Below are 25,053 nucleotides of genomic sequence, written 5' to 3'. Positions count from 1 at the left end.
ACGCCGCGATGCGCCTCGTCACCTTTTCGAGCGACGGCGCGGAGCGGGCGGGTCTCCTGCTGGGCGACGCCAGCGGGCCGGACGACACGGTCGTCGACCTCGCCCATCCCGCGCTGCAGCCGGCGCTCGCCGGCTGCCCGCCGCAGGTCCTCGACCTCATCCGTTCCGGATTGGCCGACGCCGCAGCGCGCCTGCGCGCTCACGCCATTCCGGAGGCGGCACAGCTGCCGCTGCGATCGGTGCGCCTGCGCGCACCGTTGCCGAGGCCCGGCCGAATCTTCGGGATCGCGCACAATTACGTGGACGCGCTGGCCGAGCGCGGCGCCCCTCATCCGGCCGAGCCGTTCCTGTTCATGAAGGAGCCGTGGACGGTGATCGGTCCGGGCGAGCCCGTGGTGCTGCCGCCGGGCATCGGCGGCTGCACCTACGAGGCCGAGATCGCCGCGGTGATCGGCCGTCGCGCCCACGGGGTACGCGCGGAAGACGCCCTCAATCATGTCTGCGCGTACGGCGTGTTCAACGACGTCAGCGCCAGCGAGTTGATCCGCCGCGACGGCTTCGGCCCGGGCAAGAACATCGCGACCTTCGGCCCGTTCGGTCCCTACCTCGCGACCAGCGACGAGGTGCCCGACCCCCAGAGCCTGCGGATCGGGCTGTCGATCGACGGGGTGAGCCTGCAGGACTCCACCACGGCCCGGATGCTGTTCTCGGTGGCCGACCTCGTCGCCCACCTGTCGCGGCAGACGGTGCTGGAGCCCGGTGACGTCATCGCCACCGGCACGCCGGCGGGGATCGCGGCTCTGCGCCAGCCGCCGGCCTGGATCCGGCCCGGCTCGACGATGACTGCCTGGGTCGAGGGTCTGGGCAGCCTGATCAGCCCCATCGTCGAGGAAGGACCATGACCGAGCGCCCCGTGGTCCTGTTGACCAACCCGATCCATCCGGAGGCGGAGGCTATGCTGGCGGAGTATGCCCGCCCGGTCACCGCACCCGACCCGAGCTCCGAGACCCTGCGGGCGCTCATCGCCGAGGCGGAGGGCCTCGTGGTGCGCGTCAAGCTTCCCGACGATATCCTGGACGGCGCGACGCGGCTGCGCGGCATCGTCCGCCACGGCGTCGGCCTCGACATGATCCCCGTCGCGGCAGCGACCGCGCGCGGCATCCCGGTCGCCAATCTGCCCGGCAGCAACACGCAGGCCGTGGCCGAGTACGTGTTCGCGGCGCTGTTCCACCTGCGCCGCCAGGTCTGGCGTCTCGACGGCGGCCTGCGCGCGGCGGGATGGGGCGCCGTGCGACCGATCGCCGACGGCCTCGCCGAGATCGGCGGCAGCACCCTCGGGGTGCTCGGCCTCGGCGAGATCGGCGGCCGCGTCGCGCGGATCGCTCATCACGGCTTCGGCCTGCGCGTGCTCGGCGCCTCCCGCAGCGGCGCGACGCTCGGCGGTCTCGTCCAGGCGGTCGACCTGGAGACCCTGTTCGCGCAGAGCGACGCGGTGGTGATCGCCTGCCCACTCACCGAGGCGACCCGCGGCCTCGTCGATGCCGCGCAGATCGGCCGGATGCGCTCGGACGCCGTCCTCATCAACGTCGCCCGCGGGCCCGTGATCGACGCGGCCGCGCTCGCCTCCGCCCTGCGGACCGGTGCGCTCGCCGGTGCGGCACTCGACGTGTTTGACGCGCAGCCGTTGGCCTCCGATCATCCGCTTCTAGCCTGCCCGAATCTGCTGCTCACCCCGCACGTGGCCGGCATCACGCAGACCAGCTCGCGCGCCATGAGCGTCGGCGCCGTCGAGGAGATGCTGCGCATCCTGCGCGGCGAGCGACCGCGCAACCTCGTCAATCCCGACATCCTGTCCGCGACCCGGTCCGCCTAAGGGAAAACCCATGCGCATCACCCGCATCCAGTCCGTCCCGATCTCGTTCCGGGTCCCCGAGGGTCAGAATGTCCGCCTCGGCATCGGCCGCGCGGTCAAGCGCGACGCCGTGCTCGTGAAGGTCGAGACCGACGAAGGCCTCGTCGGCTGGGGTGAGGCCCATCACGGGCGCTGCCCGGGCGCCATCGCCAAACTCATCGACACGACCCTGTCCGACCTCGTCCTCGGGATGGATCCCCTCGACGTCAACGGCGTCTGGGCCCGGGTCTACCGGATGCAGCTCGCCAGCCACGGCATGGGCGCGGCCGCCGCGATGGCGCTGTCCGGCCTCGACATCGCCCTGTGGGACATCCGCGGCAAGGCGGCCGGATGGCCGATCTACCGGCTGCTCGGGGGAGGCCCCCGCGCGGTGCCGGCCTATGCCGGCGGCATCTCGCTCGGCTGGCAGGAGCCGGCCTCGCTCGCCGACGAGGCGCGCGCCCACGTGGCCGCCGGCTACCGGGCGGTGAAGCTGCGCGTCGGCGACAGCCCGCGGCGCGACATCGCCCGGGTCGAGGCGGTGCGGGAGGCGCTGGGCGCCGACGTCGAGATCCTGGTCGACGCCAACACCGGCTACTCGGTCGACGACGTCCGCCGGGTGATGCCGGCCTTCGAGGCGGCCGGAGTCGCCTGGCTGGAGGAGCCGTTTCCGCCCCACGATGCCTACAGCTACGGCGAGGCGGCACGGCTCGGCACGGTGCCGCTCGCCGCCGGCGAGAACCACTTCACGCGCTACGAGTTCGTGCAGGCGCTTCAGGCCGGCTATCTCGGCTTCGTCCAGCCCGACCTGTCGAAGACCGGCGGCATCACCGAGACGATGCGGATCGCCGCGCTGGCCTCCGCCTGGAAGATCTCGGTCAACCCGCACACCTCGGCCACCGGCATCAACATGGTGGCGACGCTCCACCTGCTCGCGGCCGTCGACAACCCCGGCTACTTCGAGGGCGACGTGGCCCGGCACAACCCCTTCCGCGACGACGTGGTCGGTCTGCCCTATCGGCTCGACGCTGAGGGCAAGGTGTGCCCGCCGGACGGCCCAGGCCTCGGCGTCGAGGTCGACGAGCGCTTCCTCGCCGCCAATCCGCTGATCGACGGCCCCTGCTACGTCTGATCTCCCTCGATGGATCGCGCGGCCCCACGACGCCCGGGGCCGTCTGCCGAGCAAGAATAAAAAGGCCAGGTCGACCGGAGGGACGCGTGCTTTACTCGATTCAACAGCACAGGGAGCGCTACGCCGGCACCCTGACCGCGCTGATCGGCCTGGGCGCCATCGCGGAATCGGCGACCTATGGCCTCGGCACGCTGGCGGCGATCGGACCGGGGGCCTTCCCGCTGGCCATGGGCGTCATCCTCGTGGTCTGCGGCCTCGGCATCGGGCTGTCGGAGGCGAGGGCTGCCGACGCGCACGACCACGACCGCGTCGACCTCAGTCGCCCCGAATGGCGCGGCTGGGGCTGCATCATCGGCGGGATGCTCGCCTTCCTGCTGCTCGCCCGCACCGCCGGCCTGTTCCCGGCGACGTTCACCTGCGTGTTCCTGTCGGCGATGGGTGACCGCACCTCGACGCTGCGCGGCGCCTGCCTCCTCGCAACTTTGATCGCGGCGTTCGGCTGCGCCCTGTTCTACTACGGCCTGCACATCCAGCTGCCGCCGTTCGCCTGGGGGCAGTCATGATCGGCACGGCGCTCACCGACCTCGCCCACGGCTTCGAGGTCGCCCTCCAGCCGACCAACTTCCTGGCCTGCTTCGCCGGGGTCCTGCTCGGCAACATCGTCGGCGTGCTGCCCGGGATGGGCGTGATGGCGGCGATCTCGATCCTGCTGCCGCTCACCTTCGCGATGCCGCCAGTGGCCGCGATCCTGATGCTGTCGGGTATCTTCTACGGCGCCCAGTACGGGGGCGCGATCTGCTCGATCCTGCTCAACCTGCCCTGCCATCCGCCGCACGCGGTGACCTGCCTCGACGGCTATCCCCTGACCAAGCAGGGCAAGGGCGGCACGGCGCTGGGCATCACCATGATGGGCGGATTCTTCGGCGCCTCGTTCGGCATCGTGATGATGATCTTCTTCGCGCCTCTCCTCGTGCGGGCGGCGCTGAAGTTCGGGCCCGCCGACGTGTGCTCGCTGATGCTGCTCGGGCTGCTCGCCGGCTCGACGCTGGCCCGCGGCTCGGCGCTGAAGGGCATCGCCATGACGACGCTCGGCCTCCTGCTCGGCATCTTCGGCACCGACGTCACCTCGGGTTTCGAGCGCTTCACCTTCGGCCTGCCCGAGCTCGCCGACGGGGTCGAGATCGTCGCCCTCGCGCTCGGGCTGTTCGGCATCGCGGAGTTCCTCAAGAGCGTGAACAAGGTCGAGCCGCTGCGCGGCGGCGCGAGCGTGCGCCTGCGCGACATGCGCCCGAGCGGGGCGGACCTGAAGCGCTCCGCCCTGCCGATCCTACGCGGCACGCTGATTGGCAGCCTGTGCTCGCTCATCCCGGGTACCGGCCCGACCATCGCCTCGTTCGTCGCCTACGCGGCCGAGAAGAAGATCTCGCGCACGCCGGAGCGCTTCGGGCGGGGCGCGATCGAGGGCGTGGCAGCGCCCGAGACCGCGACGCATTCCTCGGTCCAGGGCGACTTCATCCCGACCATGAGCCTCGGCATCCCGGGCGACGCCGTGATGGCGCTGCTGCTCGCCGCCCTGACCATCCAGGGCATCACGCCGGGGCCGCTCCTGATCTCGCAGCACCCGGACATCTTCTGGGGCCTGATCGCGAGCTTCTGGGTCGGAAACATCCTGCTGATGGGGCTCAACGTCCCCCTGATCGGCATCTGGGTGAAGCTGCTGACGATCCCCTACCGCTACCTCTATCCCAGCGCGCTGTTCTTCGTGTGCATCGGCGTCTACTCGACCAGCAGCAGCCTGTTCCACGTCGGTGAGGTGCTGGTGATCGGGATCTTCGGGTACCTCCTGCTGATCCTCGGCTTCCATCCCGCCCCGATCCTCCTCGGTTTCGTGCTCGGGCCGCGCTTCGAGGAGAACTTCAGGCGCGCCATGCTGCTGTCGCAGGGCGACCTGACGGTGTTCGTCGAGCGCCCGATCAGCGCCGCCTTCCTCGCCGTCTGCGCCATCCTGATCCTCGGGCAGCTCTACCTGCGCTGGCGACGCCGGGGCGCGCTGGTGCCCGACGGTCCCATCGTCATGGAAGGCTGAGACTGATCGAGTTGGCTGTGACTGCGAGGTCGCCCTGAACCGCACAACGTCCCCGCACGTTCGCACGCGCTTCGCGCCCCGCGGTGGCCTACTGCGGACCGGGCCTGATGTGGGCGCGATAGGTGGGCTATAAGGCGCCCCTCGCGGCCGTGAACGATCAGGCGGCCCGCTCAGCCCCCGCCATCGACCCGCCGCCGTGGGTACCGTTCGTTTGTGGCAACGTCTGATTCATCCCTGCCGTATTCGGCGGACTTCGCTTCCAAAACAGGTCGTCCGCCGAAGATGAGGACGTCTCAGGGAGTAGGCTGCTTTGCAAGCCTCTCTCAGCGTCCGCTCCCAGGCAGGCGCCCGCGTCGGCTGAACGACCAGCCTGGGCGCGAAGCAGCAGGGCGAATTCGCGGGTCGCCGAATGACGATCGGAAGATCGTGAGCTGGGCCGGGACGGCCACGCTGGCGAAGTCGATCCTGAAGAGCGCTCCACCGGCTGATCTGCAAGAGGCTTCGACGAGCAGCTCAGGAGACCAGGCGTTCATCCGTGAGGGCGGACCACACGAGGACAGCAGCGGCGAGGGGCCGCGAATCGTAATTGGCCCTCTCCAACCTTATCCCGCGTATCGGCCGCTGTCAGAACATGTTTGAGATTGGAATCGAGCTCGTCGAAGCCCGCCACGAGGCGTAAGGCGGGGATGTTGTGCTGGGCGAAGTTGGCATGGTCCGAGTTGGCCATGTGCGGGAGATACGTCCTGACCGGGACGCCGGCCGCGCTTGATCTCCGCTCGACCCAGGTCGCGAGCTTCGAAGACCCGCTGCAAAGGGCCGTCAGGTGGTCGGAGCCGGCGACGGAGTCGAGGTTGATGTTCAGGGCGAGCGTCTCGCGATCGGCCGTGGGCAGGTGTTCAAGGTAAACGCGCGAGCCCGTCAACGCCCATTCCTCGGCACTGAAGAAGGCGAGGCGTAACCCACGCCGGAAGCAACCCGCATGGGGTGCAAGCGCCCGCGCCACTGCGAGCGCCGCCGCGATACCGGTGGCATTGTCGATGGCACTCTCGGCGAGGTCGTGGCCGTCGAGATGCGCGCTCAGCACGACGGTCTCGGCCATTTTTCCCGGCAGATCGAACAGGATCGCGTCCGTACTGTCGGCAAACTCGTCCGCGGTAATCCTGAGGCGGGCCAGGGCGTAGCCGGATCCTCTCGGCGCGAGGCGAGCCGCAGCTTCGGGTGTGATACCGAGGGCGGGGATCCCGTCTTCGCGGCCGCGGCCACATGAACCCGCGACCGGGCGTGTTGGCAGAGGTCCGGCGATCAGGAAGCCCACGGCACCGGCCTGCTGCGCCCAGGCGTACTTCAGCCGCCGGTGGATGTGCCCCGCCGCAAACATGTATTCGTGCCGCACCAGGGCGATGCGGCCGGCCAGCACCGGAGCGAGCGCGGCGAACTCCGCTTCCGTGCCGCGTCCGACGGGCACGACCTCTGCCTCCAGTCCCGATGGTGGCGTGGCGACGGTGCGCACGAGTGGGTGGCAGCCGAGCGAGAGGACGCGCGCTCCCTCCACGACCTCCAGCGTGGTGGAGGCGGCCTGCCATCCGTCATAGGGCGTCGGCACGGTCTCGGCGGGACGTCCCGTCGCCGACTCGCCGAGGCGCCGGACGAGCTCGCGCGCCGCGGCCTCCGAGGGCGTACCCGCAAGGCGGCCGCCGCAATCGCAGAGCGCCGCGAATTCCGCCGGCAGGAGCCGGTCGGACAGGATCCCGGCGGCGACGGAGGCGGGCAGAGGCTCCGACAGCGTCATGGGCTTTGCTCCATCAGATAGGGACGAACATGCCGATCGATGGCCGTGGCGAACGCCTCGGCGAGGCGGGAGAGGCCGCTCTGGGCCGGCTTCAGAACGGCTACCTCGTAGGTGATGCGCGGCGCGAAGGGCCGGATGGCGATGTCGGGCGCCGCGTGGCAAGCGGCGCTGATCGGGTCGACGATGGCGATCCCCGCCCCCTCGGCCGCGAGGTTGAGCGCGGTCGCGAAGAACTCGCACCGGATCACGATCCGCAGCTCCGACCCGTCCGCGGCGAAGGCCTGAGCGATCGCGGGAGTGGTCCCGTGCGAGGGCAGCAGCCCGATCATGGGCGCCGCGTCGAGGAGCGCAGGCGTCAACGTCTCATGCGCGGCCAGGGGATGATCGGCCTTGAGGGCCGCCACCGCGGCGAATCGATAGCGGCGGACCACGCTGTCCTTCTTGTCGAAGGGCGGCTCGGCGATGCCCAAATCGAAGGCACGGGCCGCCACGAGGTCGCGGACCTCGCGTGAGGAGCGGGTCAGGAGATTGAGCGAGACGTCGGGCCGGGTCCGGTGAAACTCCGCGACGATGCGGGGCAGCCAGGCGATCCCGGGGCTCGGGTTGGTCGCCACCGTCAGGGAGCCGCGCGCGGCGGCCGCGATGGCGGCGGCGGCGTCATCGAGCTGCGCGACACCGGCCAGCGCCCGGACGGCCTCCTCGTAGAGGAGAGTCGCCTCCGCGGTCGGCACAACCTGCCGCCCATCCCGGCGGAACAGCGAGAAGCCGACCGCCCGTTCAAGCCGCGCCAGCCCGGCGCTGACCGCCGGCTGCGTCACGCCGAGGGCGCGGGCCGCCGCCGTGAGGCTCCCGTGCTCGATGATGGCGGTGAAGAGCTCGATCTGACGCAGGTCCATAACAATGATTTATCGAGCATCACCGGCTCTCGGCTCAAGCCTACAATTCAGGCGTGACATGCACTGTGAAATTGCGCCAGTCTGGATGCATCACGGATGGTGATGAATCATGGCGATTGCGGTCCGGCGGATCCTCGAGGGACAGGAGATCGGGAAGGCGTTCGGGTCGCACCGCGTCCTCGACGCCGTGGATCTCACGCTGCACGAGCAGGAGGTGGTGTGCGTCATCGGGCCGAGCGGCTCGGGCAAGACCACGCTGCTGCGCTGCCTCGCCCTCCTCGCCGCACCGGACCGCGGCCGCGTGCTCATGCACGACCGGGTCGTCGCGGGCGGGCAGCCGAACCGGACGGTGGCGCGGGCAGCCCGCGCGGTGCGTCCCGACATCGGCATGGTGTTCCAGCACTTCAATCTGTGGCCGCACATGAGTGTCCTGGCCAACGTCATCGAGGCGCCGATGCGGGTGCGAGGGCTGACGCGCGACGAGGCCGTGGCCCGCGCCGAGGCGCTCCTCGCCAAGGTCGGCCTGTCCGACAAGCGCGACGCCTATCCGGGTCGCCTGTCCGGCGGCCAGCAGCAGCGCGTCGCCATCGCCCGCGCCCTGGCCATGCGCCCGGCGGTGCTCCTGTTCGACGAGCCGACGAGCGCCCTCGACCCGGAACTGCGGCGCGAGGTGCTGACGGTGATGCGCGATCTCGCCGGCGAGGGCATGACCATGATGGTCGTGACCCACGAGATGGGCTTCGCCGAGAGGGTCGGCAGCCGCGTCGTCTTCATGGACGGCGGGCGGATTATCGAGGAGGGCGAGCCGAACGCCTTCTTCGCCGCGCCCCGCACGGATCGCGCGCGCCGCTTCCTGGCGCAGTTCGAGGACTGATCGACAGCCGCATTCACACGGAGGTTTGCACCATGACGCGTCGTTTCACCGGGCTCCTCGCGGCGTTCCTCGGCGGGTTCACCCTGCTCGGCTCGGCGCCCCCCGCCGCCGCCCAGCAGACGCAGTCACACCTCTACGAAGTCACCAAATCCGGCCGGCTGCGGGTCTGCACTTGGCCGCTCTACTACGCGATCTCGTTCCGCAACCCCGCCACCGGGGAGCTGGAGGGCATCGACGCCGACCTGATGAAGGAATTGGCGAAGGACATGGGGGTGAAGCTCGAGGTCGTCGAGACGGCCTTCGGCACCTTCATCGCGGATCTGCAGGCCAACAAGTGCGACATCGGGATGTTCGGCGTCGGGGCGACGATGAAGCGGGCGCAGGCCGTCGAGTTCTCGAAGCCCTACCTCATCACCAACGTCTACGCGGTGGTGAAGGAGGGCGGCCCGATCAAGCAGTGGGACGACATCGACAAGAAGGGCATCACCGCCGCGGTCACGCTCGGCTCCTACATCGAGCCGTTCATGCGGGGCTATCTCAAGACCGCATCCGTCAACGCCGTCGCGCCCCCGGCCACCAGCCAGGCCGAGCTGATGTCGAACCGGGCCGACGTCATCATGAGCGACTTCCCCACCGCGCTGCGCATGAAGAAGGAGTTTCCCGGCATCACCTACCTGCTGCCGCCGGAGAAGCTGGCGGTGACGCCCTACGCCTACGTGGTCGCGCCGGGTGACCAGATCTGGCTGAACTACGTCAACCTGTTCGTGGACACGATCAAGCTCGACGGGCGGCTCGCCAAGTTCGCCGAGAAGAACGGGCTCGGCCCGATCGTCGCACCGTAGGTCGCCCACGATGGGCAGCTATCAGTTCCGCTGGGACGTGATCCCGGCGAACCTCCCCTTCCTGCTGTCGGGCGCTCAGACGACCCTGATCATCTCGGGGCTGACGCTCGTCTTCGCGACGGCGGGCGGCCTCCTCGTCGCGGTCATGTCGGCCTCGCGCTTCTGGCCCCTCCGCGCGCTCGCACTCGTCTACGGCGAGGTCATCCGGAACACGCCGATCCTCGTCCAGCTCCTGTGGGCCTACTACGTTTTGCCGATCCTCCTCGGGATCCGCCTGGACGCCTTCGCCGCCGCGATCCTGGGGCTGTCGATTTATTCCTCGGCCTTCATCGCCGAAGTTTTTCGGGCCGGCATCCAGGCCGTTCCGGTCGGGCAGCGGGAGGCGGCGCAGGTCCTGGGCCTCACCCCGGGTCAGAGTTTCGTGCGGATCGTCCTGCCGCAGGCGGTCCGTTTCATCCTGCCGCCCCTCGCGGCCAATTTCGTGCAGCTGATCAAGTACTCCTCCCTCGCGGCGGTGATCTCCGTCGGCGAGATCACGCGGCGGGGGATGGAACTCTCGTCGTCGACCTTCCGGCCGCTGGAGATCTTCACCTTCATCGCGGTGATCTACTTCGCGATCTGCTGGCCGCTGACGCAATCGATCCGCATCTGGGAGCACCGCCTTGCCGCGCGATGACACCGACGCCCGACGCGCCCTCGCCGTCGACCGCGGCCCCGAGGTTGCCGCCATCGCGCGGCGGCTCATCGCGGCGGCTTCCCCGAACCCGCCCGGCGATACCCGCGCGGTCGCCGAAGTCGCCGCGGCCTGCATCCGCGAGGCGGTGCCCTCGGCCGAGGTCACGCTGCACGCGAGCGCGGAGGCAATCGTGAACGTCGTCGCCCGCGTCCGAGGCACGGGGCCGGGGCGGCGCGTCGTCCTCAACGGCCATCTCGACACCTACCCCGTCGGCGAGACTGACGCCTGGAGCGTCGATCCGGCCGGTGCGACCGCCGACGGGCGCCTGTACGGACGCGGGGCCGCCGACATGAAGGGCGGGATCGCCGCCTCCATCGTCGCCCTCGCCGGGCTCGCCGGCGTCGCGGACGCATGGCCCGGCGAGGTCGTCCTCACGCTGGCCGGGGACGAGGAGAGCATGGGCCCCCTTGGAACCCGGTGGCTGCTCGACACCGTGCCCCACGCCGCGGGCGACGCGGTGATCATCGGCGATGCCGGATCGCCGCGCGTCCTGCGGTTCGGCGAGAAGGGCTTCCTCTGGATCGAGGTCGAGGCGGCGGGGCGACCCGCCCACGGCGCCCATGTCCACCTCGGCGACAACGCGATCGACCGGCTGCGCGGGGCGCTGGACCGGCTCGGCGCGGCGCTGGCGGCGGTGCCCGTCGCCGCGCCCGCGGCTGTGACCGAGGCGATTGCCCGGTCGCGCCCCATCTCCGAGCCCCTGGCCGGGGCCGGCGAGGCGGAGACGCTCGGCCGCATCACCGTCAATCTCGGCCGGATCGAGGGCGGCACCTCGCCCAATCTCGTCCCGGCCCGGGCCCGCGCCGCGCTCGATATCCGCCTGCCCGTCGGCGTGGCGACGGAGGCGGTCGAGGCGGCGATCCACGGCGCCCTCGACGATCCGAGTCTGACGGTGCGCGTGCTACGCGACTTCGCGCCGAACCACACCGACCCGGACCACCCCCTCGTGCGCCTCTGCGCCGCCGCCGCCGAGGAGGTCCTGGGCGCCCCGGTCGCGGTCAACATGCGGGTCGGCGGCTCGGACGCCCGCTGGTTCCGGATGCGCGGCATCCCGACCGTCGTCTACGGGCCGACCCCCCACGGCATGGGCGGTCCGGACGAGTATGCCGCGATCGCTGAACTCGGCCAGGTGGCGCGCGTCCACGCGCTCACCGCCTTCGACTTCCTGAGGGACACGCAGCCTTGACCGACCCGCTGTTCACGCCGCCGGAGTCCTTCATGGGGCTTCCCGTTGGGCGCCCCGGTCCCGGATGCCGGGCGGCGATCCTCGGCGTGCCGTTCGATTGCGGGACCCATGCCTTCCGGGTCGGGGCGCGGCAGGGCCCGGCCGCCGTGCGCCGGCAATCCGGCCTCATCCGCCGGTTCCATCCGTCGCTGGCGGATGTCGACGTCCTGAGCCTGCTCGGTGCGGTCGATTGCGGGAACGTGGCGCTCACGCCGGGGCGGATCGACGACGCGCTGCCCCGGATCGAGGCGGCAGCCGGCGCGATCCTCGATGCGGGGGCCGTGCCGGTCGGGATCGGGGGGGATGGCTCGGTGTCGCTGGCGCTCATGCGGGCGGCAGGGCGCCGGTACCCGGGCCTCGTCGCGCTCCATATCGACAGCCACACGGACGCCTACCCATACGAGCCGGACGATCGCTACAATGCGGCGACACAGTTCACGAACGCCGCCGAGGAAGGCTGGGTCGACGCGTCGCGATCCTGGCACGTGGGCGTGCGCGGGTTCACCTATTGCAGCGGCGTCCTCGATCACGCGGCCCATCTCGGTTTCCGCGTCGTCACCGCGGAGACGCTGCTGCGGCGTGGCTTCGCGCAGACCATGGCCGAGTTCCGCAGCACCGTCGGCGAACGACCGGTCTATCTCTGTTGGGACATGGACGTCTTCGATCCGTCGGTCGCCCCCGGCGTCTGCACGCCCACCTGGGGCGGCCTCACGGCACGAGAGGGGATCGAGCTGATCCGCAGCCTGAGCGGCCTGAATATCGTGGCGATGGACTTCAACACGGTCAGTCCCCCGCAGGACGTGAACGACATGGCCGCGCATCTGTGCGCGCACATGATCATGGAGGCGATGCTCCTGCTGGCACGACAGCACGAACTGATCCCGGACGCGATCTGAGCGTCGCCGGTCAGAACGAGCCGCAAGATGTCTCCTCGACCGTCATCAACCTGAGGAGCGCCGCGACGGCAGCAGTTGGGCGAGGTGGGCGTGGCCCCTCACGGGATGGGCTTCTCCTGTCCGGCTCGATCTTGCCGTTCGGCACCGACAAGAGCGGATGAGATCCTGCTCGGCCTGTGCCGCATGCAGCTCGCCGTTTCGCCGCTTGCGTCCAAGCCGAGACTGGGTCCTTCGGGGATGACCGGTCGGGAGGTCCAACCCTCCCGGCAACCAGATCGATGATGCAGGTCCCCCTGCGTTCGAACACGGCCCGCGATGTCATCGTTGACCGCAGCAGCTGTGGCTATGAAGCAACGGTCATCGTCGCGCAGCCTCCCCCATCGCTGCCAAGCTTCGGCTTCGATTGACAAGCCTCGGCACGTTCTTGTTATGTTCGGCGCAGGGATCGGCCCGTAGAGGGCATTACCCTCGCAAGTATGCGCAAGGCGCGATTCCATCGCCAGCATCACTCTTTGACATCGTCCTATGAAGCAGGCGGTCGCCTCACCAGTCGGCCGCAGGCATGACAGATGGAATGAAGAGCTCACGTTCCTCCGAGCTCCTCACAAAGGCGACCCAGAGATATCGAGCTGGCGGATTATCTGATCGCCGCAGACCTGATCGAAGATCGATCGTTCTGTTTTGCCCCGCGCGACGCAGCGTCGTCGCTTTCTGTCTTGCAATCCCAAAGAGGTTTGCATGAAAGATTTACTTTCGAACCCGACAAATGTGCAAAAAAGCCTGGAATTTATGGCCGTAGACCGGCTCAAATTCTACTCTGGCAACGCTCGAACGCACTCTAAATCTCAGATCCGCCAAATCGCGCGAAGCATCGAGCGGTTCGGTTTCATCAATCCCGTCCTGATCTCTGACGATGACGAGATTATCGCGGGCCACGGCCGCGTTGAGGCCGCCAAGCTCCTCGGCCACAGCACCGTTCCCGTCTTGCGCCTCACCCATCTCGGGCCGGCCGAACGGCGGGCTTACGTGCTCGCCGACAACAAGCTCGCCCTCAACGCTGGGTGGGACCGTCAAATCCTGGCAAAGGAACTGCAAGGTCTCGTCGACTTAGGCTTCGACGTCGAGATCACGGGGTTTGGACTCGCCGAGGTCGATATCATTATCGACAGCGTCTTGGAGAGTGCCCCTGGTCCGGAGACAGGACCCGAAGATACGATCCGAAAACCTGGGGAGATGGCTTCTTCAATCACGCGCGTGGGCGATGTTTGGACGATGGGGCGCCATCGTCTGATCTGCGCGGACGCACGCGAGGCCGAGTCCTTCGTAAGCCTCATGGCGGGAGAGACCGCCGATCTCCTGTTCACGGATCCGCCGTATAACGTTCGGATCAATGGGCATGTCAGCGGGCTTGGCCGTACGCATCACGAAGAGTTCGTGATGGCAGCCGGTGAGATGACGAGAGAAGCTTTCATCGAGTTCCTGAGATCTACCCTCGGCCATGCGGCCGCTCACAGCCGCGACGGCGCGATCGCCTACGTCTGCATGGATTGGCGTCACATGGGCGAGCTGATGCAGGCCGGCGAGGCCGTGTTCTCCGAGCTGAAGAATGTGTGCGTATGGAATAAGACCAACGCCGGTATGGGAAATTTCTACCGTTCGAAACACGAGATGGTCTTCGTCTACAAAGTTGGAATGGCGCCACATATCAATACTTTTGGACTTGGAGATACAGGGCGTTACCGTACGAACGTGTGGGATTATGCCGGCGTGAACACGTTCAAGGCCGATCGCGCGGATGAATTACACATTCATCCAACCGTCAAGCCTGTCGCCCTGGTGGCAGATGCGATCCGCGACTGCTCGAAGCGGGGCGGGATCGTCCTGGACGCTTTTGGCGGATCCGGCACGACGCTGATCGCGGCTGAGAAAACCGGGCGACGAGCACGGCTGCTCGAACTCGATCCCCGCTATTGCGATGCGATCGTCGCTCGCTACCAATCCGTCACGGGTAAGGCAGCTATCCTATCCGATGGTCGAACCTTCGAGGCGGTAGCCGAGGAAAGACGCAGCGCGCCATCAATTCAGTCCACGCCTACGGAAATTGAGCTAGAGGAGGCCGCCTGATGAGCGGACAGAGCACAAGGGCACGGAAAAACTACGCGGTTGGATACGCCCGGCCGCCAATCGCAACGCGCTTCCAGAAGGGGCAGAGCGGCAATCCGGGTGGTCGTAGGAAGAAGGACGACCACTACGTACATACGGATGAGCTCATCATGGAAGAGGCCTTCAGGCTCGTGACCGTCCGCGAGGGCGACAAAGTCATAAAAATTCCTGCTCTTCAAGCGATCCTGCGCAGCCAGATTCAGTTGGCGGCCAAGGGTAACCAAGCAGCCCAACGAGCAGTGTTAGATTATGTGCTTCGCGTAGAGAACAAACACGAAGCTCGGCATGAAGAGCTTCTCCAAGCCCTATTCGCGTTCAAAGCCGAAGCGAGTAATCAGCGCGCCCGGTTGATTGAGAAAGGGCTTCCGATCGGGCCCGACGTTCCACACCCCGATGACGTCTCGCTCGATTTACATACGGGCGATGTCTATTTCCACCATCCCGACTTCGCCGAAGAGGCACGTCCACATCGTCGCGTAGACCAGGTTCGGATCACGACCTAAACTCGAACAAGATCGAGCTGAAGGCGAGATCACGTTGAGAACTCTCTCCGCGGGCTTTAGAGCTGGCGGAGGGAGTGAAGCGCTTGCCGCCTCGTGAGTCGCTGGGTCTTGGCGCAATCTTCGGCATATGTAGACGACGCAGTTAGATCGTCCGATATGCAAACGCGCTATCAAGCCTGCCGCTTTAGGCGTGGAACGCCCTGTCGCCTGAGACGATGCGGCCTCACAGCCTCACATCAGCATCAGGGCCGAGAGTATTCGGACACTCATCGTTGTGTCACGAATGGGTAGCCTGACGCGCTATCTCGCTGGCGCGTTCGAACCGTGCCCGCACGGGAGCCTCGATGCGGGACAGCCCGAGCCTCTGCCCTATCAACCTAGCGCGCTCAGCCTCTGAGGCGTTGGATTGCAGGGTTCTCGCGAGCCCCACGAGTTCCGCCATCGGCGTGTCGCCATGGCTGCGCACGCTCGGATCGGCCGGCCGGTGTGGGTAGCTCGTTTGTGGCTCCACGCCAGGCGGCCAAAGGACAGGGCGGCCGTCGTCATCGCTTCGGGCGACCGAAGGGCCGATCTGAGCGGCGATAAGTTCTCGGATTTGGGACCCGACACGCAAAATTCCGTGGGCGCGAGCGACGCGCCGAACAATCACATCTTCGTAGAGCGGCGCTTCGCTGGCCAGAATATGCATGATGACTGCGTGAAGGGTCGGCCGATAGGAGGCGTCGTAGAACCGCCCCGATTCGATCGGCAGATCCAGGTCCGTCAGATCGGCGATCCTATAGTCTCGTACTTTCGGATTCGGCTCGAGACGCGCAACTGAGATCGCGGCCGGCATGATCTGGTCCGCATAGAGGCGCGGCGGTGCGAAGTCGCCTGACTGTATCGAATCGTTCGCCGGTTCGAGCGGAACTTCCTCGACAGACGAGACCGATAAGGGTTCGGCTTGAAGTTCTGGACCGTCCGGCCCGACAATAACGGGCTCGGCGCCTTCGTCGGGTGGAACCGCTGCAGCCGCAGTCCCCACACGGTCAGCTTCGAGATCCTCGCGCAAGCGCTGATCGAGCTTGGCCAGCGCCCCTTCAGCATCCATCCACCACGCGGTACTCCACACCCGGCGGATGCGCCAACCGAGGTCGGTCAGCACGTGCTCGCGCAGGCGGTCGCGATCTCGGGCGGTGGCCGAGCTGTGGTAGGTCGCGCCATCACACTCCACACCGGCGAGATAGCGCCCAGGGGCGTCTGGATGGACGATGCCGAGATCGACGCGGAAACCTGAGACGCCGATCTGCGTGTGTACGGTCCAGCCCCTCGCCTGAAGCGCCGCCATCACCGCGGCCTCGAAGGGTGATTCGACGTCGCTGCCAGTCGGCGCGAACGCCTCAGCCATCGCTCGGGCCCCGCGGTCGGCGAACTCGAGGAAGTGCTTGAAATCGCGCACGCCGCGCGCATGCGTGCGGCCGAGGTCGATTTGTTCGGGCCGGAGGGACGCGAACACGACGAGTTCGCGCCGGGCACGGGTGATCGCGACGTTCAAGCGGCGGTGGCCACCGTCCTTGTTGAGCGAGGACACCGTGCTGACCGGACGCCCGGTCTGGTCAGGCCCGACTGCGACCGAGAAGATGATGACGTCACGCTCGTCGCCCTGCACGTTCTCGAGGTTCTTCACAAAGACCGGCTCGTGCCAGCGATCCTTGTCGAAGTACGGTTCTAGCTCAGGGTACGACCGCCGCTGCTCGTCGAGCAGGTTCTCGATCAGGCGCTGCTGCTCGCCGTTGAAGGTGACGATGCCGAGCGAGCGGCGCTCTTGCGCGAAACCCGGATCGCGCAGGCGACGTACGATCTCGGCGACGACGGCGCGGGCCTCAGGCCGGTTCACGCGGCCCGATCCGCGTTCATAGACACCATCCGGCACGAGGGTGAGCCGAACGGCTCGGTCCTCGGTCTCAGGCGACGGGAACGTGACGAGCCGGCCGCTATAGTAGCGGGCATTCGAGAAGGCGATCAGGCTCTCGTGCCGACTGCGGTAGTGCCAATCGAGGTTCCGCCGCGGGAGGTTGGCCGCCAAGCACTCGTCCAGAATGGACTCCTGGTCGGTGACATCGGTCCCATCCTCGATATCGTCGACGCCGCGGTCGCCGACGTTGGTCGGCGGCAACTGCTCAGGGTCTCCGACGATCACGACCTGCTTGCCACGCGCGATCGCACCGACCGCGTCCCACGGGGAGATCTGCGACGCCTCGTCGAAGATGACGACGTCGAACGGCTCCTTGTCGGGCGGCAGGTACTGCGCGATCGAGAGCGGGCTCATCATCACGCAGGGGGTGAGCTGGGTCAGCGCTGTCGGCATTCGGCCAAAGAGCTTCCGCAGCGGCATATGCTGCGTCTTCTTCGTCAACTCGTGCGAGAGCGTGCCCCATTCCGGATCGGCCCCGAACGCCGTCGGCCCAGGAATTCCGCGGCCCAGGCGCGAGCGGACGACCTGCTTCGAAAGCTCGGTGACGCGCGCATCGGCGGCGCGGAAGCGCTGGATAGCGTCTTCGTGCAATTCCGGCAGGAAGCGCCGCAGAACCGGATCGTGGCTGACCACGCGATCAATCCACCAGCGCGCGTAGGCGGTCTCAAACGCCATCTCGGCCTGATCGGGTGCGACGCGTCCCTCTTCGAGCGCCTCGATCAGCGAGGTGAGGCCAGTCTTGCGCGCGTTTTGGGCGGCGGCCTGCCACGCACACCACCCTTGGGCTCGCCCGAGACCGGATGCCCAGCGCCGGGCAAGGACGATGCTCGCCTCGATCCAATCGGCGTCTGTCGGCAACGGCTCCTCGGGATCAGCACGCCCTGCAATCTGGCTGAGCGCTTTCATGGCCTCGGTCGCCCGGGAATGATCCTGCGCAAACACCGCATGGGCCTGGGCAATGCGACCGCCTTCGGCGAGAGCCCGGGTCTGGCGCTCGATTAGTTGCACAAGGTGGTCGCGCAGACCATCGATCCCGGGCGACAGGGGACCGAGGATGTCGAGAAGCTGCTCGAGCTTCTCGGCCCAGGCGATCGCTGGTTGAAACTCGGCAACTGGCAGTTCCGGGTTACTCCAGGGCAGCCCGAGCCGAGCGAGAACGAGCTCCTCCAGGCACCCGGCTTTCACATGCTTGGCGACTTCGATCAGACCGGTGAGGTCCGGTCCGAGATCGGCGGGCAGATCGCTCTCGGCATAGGGCTGCACCTGGACCACCACGCGCTTGAGCTTGCCGCCGCGAACGAGGAAATTCGACGCTTGCGCGGCGACCCATTCGGCGAGGAGCCCTGGCAGGTTCTGATCGAGAATGCCTGGGCCGTATCGGCCGGAGAGCCGACCGAGAAGCTGAGCCTTCGTTACCTGAAAGCGATCGCGCGCGACGACGGCTCGTCGCAGATCGCCAGCGCCGTCGGCGAGGAACGCAGCCCCGCAGCGTGCCTCGGGGCGGACGAGGTAGTTGCCGAGCACCATGAGCGCGCGCGTGCCGGCATAGGTCGAGACCAGGGAAGGCAGACCAATCGCCTCGGCGAAAGCCTGTCCGCTGACACGAAGCGCGCCGAGCGCCTGTTCAACGGTTCGACTCGCCGCACCCATGTCGTCGCGCCAGACGGGTGACCATCGGATGGCCGCGACACCTTGCAGCGGGTGATCCACGAGCGAACCGACGGCGGCCAGGACAGGCCGAAGCTCCCGGCAGCTCACACGCAAGGTCGCGAGCGTCGTCTCGTTATGCGCGAGGTGATCCGGCCACGCGAGCACGATTGGAGCATCACTGCTGCCGGCCGCGATCACACGACCGAAGGCCTCGTAGGCCGAGAACCCGTTCTCGCGCCGCCGGTGCAGCGCGTTTACGAGCCCGTTGAGTTCTTCGCGTAGGCTCTCGAGCTCACTCGTAGCCGCATTCCAAGCACCCTGCGTGGGCGTCGTCCGCTCGTGCCAGGCGCGGCGCAGCTGACCAAGCACGGCCGATTTTTGGGACTTGGTCGAATGCACCTCCAGGCAATAGTCGCCGAGGCCGATCTCCTGCAGGCGGCGCTGCACGACCTCCAGGGCGGCCGTCTTCTGTGAGACGAACAGCACGGTACGCCCATGGGCGAGGCACTGGGCGATCATGTTGCCGATCGTCTGGCTCTTGCCGGTGCCAGGCGGCCCGAACAGCACGAAGTCCTTGCCGCTGGCGGCGGCCAGGACCGCAGAGAGCTGAGAGGAGTCGGCCGAGAGCGGCGCAAACACGGTCTCGGGCGGGTGCTCCTGGTCGAGACGCGCCGGTTCCGGAAATGGTATGCTGTCGCCGTAGGAATGCTTTGGCGTCTCGATGAGGTGGCGCACAACCGGATTGCGCTTCAGGAGCTCGGCGCGGTCGACCAAGTCCTTCCACATCAGGTATTTGGTGAAGGAGAAGGCCGAGAGCACGACGTCCGGCACCACCTCCCAGCCGCGCAGCTCCTTCACGTGCTGGCGGACGATCCGGAAGATGCCGTCGACGTCGTACCCGGACCCATCTCGCGGCAGATCGCCTTCGAGCTCCGGCATGCGGAGTTTGAAGTCCTCGCGCAGCATCTCCAGCAGGGTCGGGTTGATCCGCACCTCGTCGTCGTGGAGCGCGAGCTTGAAGCCAGCTCGGACGCTGGAGCGCTTGAGCGAGACCGGTACCAACAGTAGCGGCGCGCGGTACGCGTCCTCGCCGTCCTTTTTCATCCACGACAGAAAGCCGATCGCGAGGAAGAGGATGTTGGCCCCGCCCTCCTCGAAACCGTTGCGAGCGAGCCGATAGAGATCGAGCAGGCGACGATCGAGATCGGCCTCGGTCGAGGTCGTGTAGATCTCCTTCCGGGCAAGCGCCGCCTCGAGGTAGCTGCGGCGACCATCGTCATGGTGTCGGCGCGCGTAGAGGTCGGCACTGCGCTCGTCGGACCCATTCAACACATCGGAGACGGGCTTCAACCGAAACTCGTGCCCCGCAGCGAGGCCATCCTCCAAGGCTCCAGGCGAGATGGATTCGAGGACGACGGAGCCTTTCCCGGGCTTGAAGTTCAGGAGCTTGTTCCGCAGCGTCAGGTCAAGAAGCTTGCGCTTCCAGCGTTCCATGCGTCCGACTGGGGTTTCCGGAGCTTCGTCGACGGGAGCTCGATGCTCATCGTCGAATACCGGCGTCGCGCCGAGCGGCTGGCTGATGAGTTGGATCGGCGCAGGATTGACCAGACCGGCTTTTACGCCGCCGAGATCCATCGGGCGGATGCCGCGCTGGCGGCAGCGCCGAACGTCGATGGCGACCTCAAGCGCCGCGGGCGCTTCGTCCTCGACCTGGACGCCACCTTGCGTTGTGGCGACCTTGAATGCCGCTGGCGGATTGTGGGTCAGCAGCGTCGTCTCGACGAGGATCAAATCCTGCAGATCGCGCCGCTTGCGCAGGAGCTGCATGTCGTCGACGGCCGCGCTCGAAAAATCTTCATCCTGGAGCCAGACGCCGACGAAGGCGTGACCGGCGGTCAACACGAGCACCGGATTGAGCCCGGCTTGCTCCAAGCAGGCCGCGTAGAGCAGCGAGAGATCGAGGCAGGTCCCGACCTTGCGCTCCAGCACGTCGCTCGGGCCGCGCACCTTCTGTCCGGCCTGCTCGAAGCTCGCCGGCGGCAGCACGTAGGCGATGCGCCTGTCCGCGAGCGCCGCCCAGATCGCCTCGGCCAGTTCCCAGGCGCGCGACTTCTTGCCGGTGGCCTAACCGTTCAGACCTGTCTCCCGTCCGGCGTCCCCCAGCTTGGTTGCTGCATCGCGCAGGACAACGTCGACCGCCGGGTCGTTGGGTCGGATGAATGCAGCGAGAAGCTCGGGCGCGCTTCGACCTCCGCCCCAGTGCGAGGGCGGTAACAGGCGCAGCTCTTCCATGAGCCGCGCTCGCTCGCCGGTCGCATCCTCCAGGATCGCCGTCAGTTCCAAGCGGCTGGCTTCAGTGAACCCTGCTAGCAGCGCGCCATCGAGGCGGAGGTCCGGCGTCTCGATGTGGTGGTCGGACCCAACCGGGATCCGATCGACGCGCAGCGTCAGCGGCTGCACGACCGCTGGACGGCTCTCGATGCGCAGTCGAACATCGAAGAGATCTTGCTCAGACGCATTCGTGATCACGATCTCCCGGACGACCGGAATCGCATTTTCATGGTAGGCCACGCTGACGTGCTCCGTTGCCGAGCACTTAATCGCGATTTCGTCTCGCACAGTCGATTCCATGGCGGACCTAATCAGTACGGCATCTGCAGCACGACACGACGGCTGGTGAAGCATTCACCCTGCTCTTCGCGGACGAGCTTCGTTCCGACCTCAAGTTACGTGCGTGAGCTGTGTCGCTCGCGCCGGCCTCCTATTCAAGGTTGCAAAGGACACGCTCGGCGGGATTTTCGCACCTTTCTCAAAGGGCCACTCGCACTACGAGCTTCAGTCGAGGGGCCGCATAAAGAAGGCGTCGTCGGCGTTGGTAGACCGATCGTTCGACCGGGGGCACGCCAGCAAGCACTTTTGCGCCGCGGCGCACATGCGAGAACGACAAAATCTCGGTCGCATCGCGCCCGTCAGCGCGATAGCGAAGGCTCTCTGGTGGAATATGTGTTCGCAATGCAGGTTAGGCGCGACGCCTGCTCGCCGGGCTGTACTGGCAAACTGCAAGCGCATCTGAAAGGTTTGGCAAACGAGTCAATTGTTGACGCTGTTCCGAGCCTGATCAGCCGCAAAACGCGTTCGATTCCGCGGTCTGGCAACCAGTCCCCGGGCTGGCCGATCCAATCCGAGGTGATGGGAGAAATTCGGCAACATTCGACTGGACTGCTGCGAAAATTGGATCATGAATGGTCATGCCGCGAAGCATTTTTCTTCTGCGAATCTAGTTGAGATGCCTTAATCATGGCTACGCAGAGCCGCATCTTCGATCCTCGAGTGATCGACCTGCGCCTGATCGAAGGAGGCGCGAGCGTAGTGATGATCGTAACCTGCGCCGCAGCAGCATCGCGTGCCGAAACGAGGGCGGGAGTTTCGTCTCTGGAATTCGATGAAAGAAACTTGATCGAGCGCATGGCACAACTATCGATGAAGGGAAGGTCACCAGAAAGGATCTTAGCATTACACTCTGGCTGAGGCGCGCTGCAGGCACACTTTCCCAGATATGGCAGCCAAATTGCCCCGCAGGCTTATAAGGCCGAGTGCGGGGTCAGGGCAGTGGCGGGGCTGACCCGTCGCGACCTCGAGGCACGCTGCCATGCACATTGAAACCTCAATCCAAATTTGCCGCCTGCCCTCTCCTTTTCGGATACGTGTTGGGGAACCAGTTGCTCTTGGACCGGCAGATTTGCGCTTCCCGCTCTTCCCATCGTTCGCGGCATGAGGGCGGCCATGTCGATCCGCAACATCTCCTGGGCGGCTGCCCTACGCGAATTAAAGGCTGACCGCGCCATCCGCTCTCTGGTGCGGGAGGAGCGCCTATGCACAAACACGAGTTTGCGCGGAGCACCTGCTCTCGCCATGAGCGTTTGGCGCGGACGCTCAAGCCGACGCTATGTCGTGGTTGTCCAGCCACTTGACGTACCTGACCTCACCTATGAGCAAGCTGCGGTCGTCCTCGCCGTCGCTCGGAATGCGCAAGGGCAGGCCTTGATCGTCGCTGCTCGCGCCTGTGAGGCGAACGATGCCGGCTTTCTCGGCTGGCTCGCGGCCTGTGCCAGGCTCGGCGCGCATGAACTGCACACTTATCGGTTAACCGAGACTGCGCTCGAGCGCGTCGCAGTCACGGCTGATCTCGGCGGTCCCACCGATGCCTCTGCTACCGAATTGATGTGATGGCACGGCGGGAATTCAGCAAGGCGGTGCTGCGCGCCGCCCTTGCCCGAGCTGACGGGCGCTGCGAGGGTGTGCTTACGGACGGCAACCGCTGTCCGTGCGCACTCCAGGTCGGTCGGTTCCATTACGACCACATCGTCCCGGCCGCGCTGACGGAGGACGCATCGCTGGAGAATTGTCAGGTGCTGTGCCGGCCCTGTCACGCAGCCAAGACTGTGGGCGACGTTGGCGTGATCGCGCGGGTGCGGCGAGTGCGCGACCGGCACGTTGGTATCGCGGATCCCCACCGCCGCCCGATCCCGGGCGGCAAGGCCAGCCCGTTCAAACGGCTGATCGGCGGTGGCGTTATCTGCCGCGACACTGGCGAGCGGCTGGATCGAGGAGGTAAGTTATCGACGCCCAAAGCAACGTACGCTGTCAGTCATGACATTCCGGACTTGCACAAGGTACAGCCGCGCACATTCCTGAGCGAGTACGAGCGGTTTGCGGCGGACCTGACGAAGCTACATACGGCCGAAACTGCCCTAACCTCAATTGTGGAAGGTGCTCCGCTAAAGCTTCCGGGCTCTTGCGCCCGTCCGAGAGGCCGCTGCCGCTGACGGGTGACGGAACTTCGTCGGATTGGGACGGGCTTGTCCGGCCCAGCAGTCCCCCATGCCCGACAACGCTTGGATCAGGCAATTGCCGACATCTGGCGGATTATCGGCAGCATTAGCGCGCTCGGGGCGGCGGCTGGCACGGGGAAGATAGTGGCCGTCTGATCAGTCTTCACCCGGGGCAGCCGCGCGATCACCGTCCGCAGGTTCGGGAGCGTGCGCGCCAGGGTTGCTGCCAGCGTCTCGCCCGCGATCTTGGCCATAACGTATTCCAGGATGTCGCGGGGCGCCTCGTCGATGGCGCTGGTCGACGGATAGAAGGCCGCCACCGCGTCGCCGCGCTCCAGGCAGAACTGGCTCAGCTCGTAGAAGGCGGTGTTGTAGACGCGCATCATCTCGTCCAGGCAGGCCGGCTCGAAGGGCGCGCGCTTCTGGCGGAAGATGCGGGGCGTCGCGAAATGGTAGAGCTGCGACGGCCGCATCGCCAGCGCCGCGAGCTGCGCGGCGGGGGGCTCGGCAGCGTCATAGCGGAGGACTTGGCAGCGCCCGCCGGTGTCGCGGATTTCCCGGGCGATCGTCTCCGCCTCTTCGGCGCCGGACGCGTAGGTGATGCAGACCGCCCCGCCCCCGGCGGCGATCAGCTTGGCGGTTGCGGCGCCGAGGCCCCGCGACCCGCCGACGATCAGGGCGGACACCGCAGCGAAGGCGCCGGGCTCCACGAGCGCCGCAAGGTCCTGCAGGCTCTCCTGCTCCACCGGCCGCGGGCGGACGAAGCCCTCAACCCGTGCGACGAGGCCCGGGCCGACGGCGTCCAGCGTCACCGATTGCAGCATCGGCTGGAAGCGCTTAACCGCGTAGCCGAGGCTCGAACCGGTGCCTCCCTCGGTGACGGTCACGTCGATCTTCGAGAGGATCGAGTGGAAGCCGGGCACGAACATGCCGACCAAGGTCGAGAGGCCCCCCAGGGCCGCGACCCGGCGGGGACCGAGGGCGCGGGCGAGGCGCGGTGCCAGGGCGGCGATCGCTTCCGGGCTTGGCAGCGCGAAGGCCCCGGCGAGACCCGTCAGCGTCGCCGGATCGCGGGCGACCGGCTCCGCGGGGATCGCGCCCGGCGCCGCATCGACCGGCCGGGCTGGGGCTCGCTCCGCCGCGAAGGTCCCCTGGATCGTTAGAGTGCGGACGCCGTTCACCGCTATGGACAGGCGCAGGTGCCCCGCGTCCGCCTCGTGGAGCGTCAGGACGGTGCGGTCCCCGACCAGCACGAACCGCTCGAACCGCATCTGCAGCGTCGCGAGCCGGTCGAGGGGATGGGCGTCGGCGCAGGCATCGAGGGCCCAGAGGGCGGCGTGGACGCCGTGGACGGCCCGCTCGCCGGCCAGCGTCCGCCGGGCCATCCGCGCGTCCATGTGCATCGGGTTCACGTCGCCGGTGGCCCGCGCGAAAGCGGCCTGATGGGCCTCGTTCCAGATCCGCGTCGTCGCGGCGGCGTCGTCCGAACCGGATCCGTTCATCGCGCAGCTCCTCCTCGGCCGGTCTCCTCCCTGGCCGGACTGGCTGGCCACCGGATGCTAGGCCCCTTGCTTTATGGCACGC

At 67.2% G+C, this 25,053-nt stretch carries 19 protein-coding genes; 14 read left to right on the top strand and 5 right to left on the bottom strand.

Translation table 11 applies throughout. The features are described 5' to 3' along the window. The first annotated feature begins 8 nt into the window (after positions 1-8). The 5 genes from MMSR116_RS04635 to MMSR116_RS04615 all read left to right on the top strand — a co-directional run bounded on the left by MMSR116_RS04635 (position 9) and on the right by MMSR116_RS04615 (position 5,109). Positions 9-902 (top strand): fumarylacetoacetate hydrolase family protein, encoded by an 894-nt coding sequence (locus MMSR116_RS04635; RefSeq protein ID WP_010685083.1) that lies wholly within the window; start codon positions 9-11, stop codon positions 900-902. Beyond that, on the top strand, positions 899-1,873 hold the full coding sequence (locus MMSR116_RS04630) for a hydroxyacid dehydrogenase (protein ID WP_010685082.1): 975 nt from the start codon (positions 899-901) through the stop codon (positions 1,871-1,873). The genes MMSR116_RS04635 and MMSR116_RS04630 overlap by 4 nt, the downstream gene beginning before the upstream one ends. Positions 1,874-1,883: 10 nt before the next feature. Next, positions 1,884-3,023, top strand: coding sequence for a mandelate racemase/muconate lactonizing enzyme family protein (locus MMSR116_RS04625; RefSeq protein WP_010685081.1), 1,140 nt, complete (start codon positions 1,884-1,886; stop codon positions 3,021-3,023). A gap of 86 nt (positions 3,024-3,109) precedes the next feature. Continuing rightward, the gene (locus MMSR116_RS04620) at positions 3,110-3,586 is read left to right on the top strand and encodes a tripartite tricarboxylate transporter TctB family protein (RefSeq protein WP_010685080.1); all 477 of its coding nucleotides are present in this window, start codon (positions 3,110-3,112) and stop codon (positions 3,584-3,586) included. Further along, entirely contained in the window at positions 3,583-5,109 is a 1,527-nt protein-coding gene (locus MMSR116_RS04615) for a tripartite tricarboxylate transporter permease (protein WP_010685079.1), read from the top strand. Before MMSR116_RS04620 ends, MMSR116_RS04615 begins: the two co-directional genes overlap by 4 nt. 529 nt (positions 5,110-5,638) lie before the next feature. Here the strand turns inward: MMSR116_RS04615 and MMSR116_RS04610 are convergent. Together MMSR116_RS04610 and MMSR116_RS04605 are read right to left on the bottom strand one after the other, a co-directional pair. Continuing rightward, positions 5,639-6,712, bottom strand: a complete 1,074-nt coding sequence (locus tag MMSR116_RS04610; RefSeq protein ID WP_158168516.1) for a M28 family peptidase — start codon at positions 6,710-6,712, stop codon at positions 5,639-5,641. 182 nt (positions 6,713-6,894) lie between these two features. Continuing rightward, the gene (locus tag MMSR116_RS04605; RefSeq protein WP_010685077.1) at positions 6,895-7,794 is read right to left on the bottom strand and encodes a LysR family transcriptional regulator; all 900 of its coding nucleotides are present in this window, start codon (positions 7,792-7,794) and stop codon (positions 6,895-6,897) included. Positions 7,795-7,903: 109 nt separating this feature from the next. On the opposite strand from MMSR116_RS04605, the gene MMSR116_RS04600 reads away from it, so the two are divergent. From MMSR116_RS04600 to MMSR116_RS04570, 7 genes are all read left to right on the top strand, one after another. Further along, positions 7,904-8,668, top strand: coding sequence for an amino acid ABC transporter ATP-binding protein (locus tag MMSR116_RS04600; RefSeq protein ID WP_010685076.1), 765 nt, complete (start codon positions 7,904-7,906; stop codon positions 8,666-8,668). Positions 8,669-8,700: 32 nt separating this feature from the next. Next, positions 8,701-9,510, top strand: a complete 810-nt coding sequence (locus tag MMSR116_RS04595) for an ABC transporter substrate-binding protein (protein ID WP_010685075.1) — start codon at positions 8,701-8,703, stop codon at positions 9,508-9,510. A 10-nt stretch (positions 9,511-9,520) separates the two neighbouring features. Continuing rightward, a complete protein-coding gene (locus MMSR116_RS04590; RefSeq protein ID WP_010685074.1) occupies positions 9,521-10,186 on the top strand; it encodes an amino acid ABC transporter permease in 666 nt (221 codons plus the stop codon). Continuing rightward, positions 10,173-11,432 (top strand): M20/M25/M40 family metallo-hydrolase, encoded by a 1,260-nt coding sequence (locus MMSR116_RS04585; RefSeq protein WP_010685073.1) that lies wholly within the window; start codon positions 10,173-10,175, stop codon positions 11,430-11,432. Before MMSR116_RS04590 ends, MMSR116_RS04585 begins: the two co-directional genes overlap by 14 nt. Then, on the top strand, positions 11,429-12,367 hold the full coding sequence (locus MMSR116_RS04580; protein WP_010685072.1) for an arginase family protein: 939 nt from the start codon (positions 11,429-11,431) through the stop codon (positions 12,365-12,367). The genes MMSR116_RS04585 and MMSR116_RS04580 overlap by 4 nt, the downstream gene beginning before the upstream one ends. Positions 12,368-13,105: 738 nt before the next feature. Beyond that, positions 13,106-14,491, top strand: coding sequence for a site-specific DNA-methyltransferase (locus tag MMSR116_RS04575; protein WP_010685070.1), 1,386 nt, complete (start codon positions 13,106-13,108; stop codon positions 14,489-14,491). Then, positions 14,491-15,033, top strand: coding sequence for a DUF5681 domain-containing protein (locus MMSR116_RS04570; RefSeq protein ID WP_010685069.1), 543 nt, complete (start codon positions 14,491-14,493; stop codon positions 15,031-15,033). Before MMSR116_RS04575 ends, MMSR116_RS04570 begins: the two co-directional genes overlap by 1 nt. Before the next feature lie 277 nt (positions 15,034-15,310). Here the strand turns inward: MMSR116_RS04570 and MMSR116_RS04565 are convergent, their stop codons facing one another. Continuing rightward, entirely contained in the window at positions 15,311-20,683 is a 5,373-nt protein-coding gene (locus tag MMSR116_RS04565; protein WP_010685068.1) for a DUF3320 domain-containing protein, read from the bottom strand. Positions 20,684-20,761: 78 nt separating this feature from the next. Continuing rightward, on the bottom strand, positions 20,762-21,208 hold the full coding sequence (locus tag MMSR116_RS31720; protein ID WP_244625600.1) for a hypothetical protein: 447 nt from the start codon (positions 21,206-21,208) through the stop codon (positions 20,762-20,764). Between the two features lie 1,212 nt (positions 21,209-22,420). Between MMSR116_RS31720 and MMSR116_RS04560 the strand changes: the two genes are divergently transcribed. Together MMSR116_RS04560 and MMSR116_RS04555 are read left to right on the top strand one after the other, a co-directional pair. Then, positions 22,421-22,864: a hypothetical protein gene (locus MMSR116_RS04560; protein WP_010685065.1), complete on the top strand. Its 444-nt coding sequence runs from the start codon at positions 22,421-22,423 to the stop codon at positions 22,862-22,864. After that, the gene (locus MMSR116_RS04555) at positions 22,864-23,463 is read left to right on the top strand and encodes an HNH endonuclease (protein WP_083920264.1); all 600 of its coding nucleotides are present in this window, start codon (positions 22,864-22,866) and stop codon (positions 23,461-23,463) included. Before MMSR116_RS04560 ends, MMSR116_RS04555 begins: the two co-directional genes overlap by 1 nt. Positions 23,464-23,537: 74 nt before the next feature. On the opposite strand, the gene MMSR116_RS32195 is transcribed toward MMSR116_RS04555, so the two are convergent. Next, positions 23,538-24,971 (bottom strand): SDR family NAD(P)-dependent oxidoreductase, encoded by a 1,434-nt coding sequence (locus MMSR116_RS32195; protein ID WP_010685063.1) that lies wholly within the window; start codon positions 24,969-24,971, stop codon positions 23,538-23,540. Positions 24,972-25,053 lie beyond the last annotated feature (82 nt).

The organism is Methylobacterium mesophilicum SR1.6/6, assembly GCF_000364445.2.
In the GTDB taxonomy this organism is placed as follows: Bacteria; Pseudomonadota; Alphaproteobacteria; order Rhizobiales; family Beijerinckiaceae; genus Methylobacterium; species Methylobacterium mesophilicum_A.
This window is presented reverse-complemented; position numbering and strand designations above follow the sequence as displayed.

Coding starts and splice junctions, on each gene's coding strand:
- MMSR116_RS04630 (WP_010685082.1), top strand. CDS start 899: ATGACCGAGCGCCCCGTGGTCCTGTTGACCAACCCGATCCATCCGGAG.
- MMSR116_RS04555 (WP_083920264.1), top strand. CDS start 22,864: ATGGCACGGCGGGAATTCAGCAAGGCGGTGCTGCGCGCCGCCCTTGCC.
- MMSR116_RS04590 (WP_010685074.1), top strand. CDS start 9,521: ATGGGCAGCTATCAGTTCCGCTGGGACGTGATCCCGGCGAACCTCCCC.
- MMSR116_RS04600 (WP_010685076.1), top strand. CDS start 7,904: ATGGCGATTGCGGTCCGGCGGATCCTCGAGGGACAGGAGATCGGGAAG.
- MMSR116_RS04570 (WP_010685069.1), top strand. CDS start 14,491: ATGAGCGGACAGAGCACAAGGGCACGGAAAAACTACGCGGTTGGATAC.
- MMSR116_RS04635 (WP_010685083.1), top strand. CDS start 9: ATGCGCCTCGTCACCTTTTCGAGCGACGGCGCGGAGCGGGCGGGTCTC.
- MMSR116_RS04575 (WP_010685070.1), top strand. CDS start 13,106: ATGAAAGATTTACTTTCGAACCCGACAAATGTGCAAAAAAGCCTGGAA.
- MMSR116_RS04615 (WP_010685079.1), top strand. CDS start 3,583: ATGATCGGCACGGCGCTCACCGACCTCGCCCACGGCTTCGAGGTCGCC.
- MMSR116_RS04605 (WP_010685077.1), bottom strand. CDS start 7,794: ATGGACCTGCGTCAGATCGAGCTCTTCACCGCCATCATCGAGCACGGG.
- MMSR116_RS32195 (WP_010685063.1), bottom strand. CDS start 24,971: ATGAACGGATCCGGTTCGGACGACGCCGCCGCGACGACGCGGATCTGG.
- MMSR116_RS04625 (WP_010685081.1), top strand. CDS start 1,884: ATGCGCATCACCCGCATCCAGTCCGTCCCGATCTCGTTCCGGGTCCCC.
- MMSR116_RS04560 (WP_010685065.1), top strand. CDS start 22,421: ATGTCGATCCGCAACATCTCCTGGGCGGCTGCCCTACGCGAATTAAAG.
- MMSR116_RS04595 (WP_010685075.1), top strand. CDS start 8,701: ATGACGCGTCGTTTCACCGGGCTCCTCGCGGCGTTCCTCGGCGGGTTC.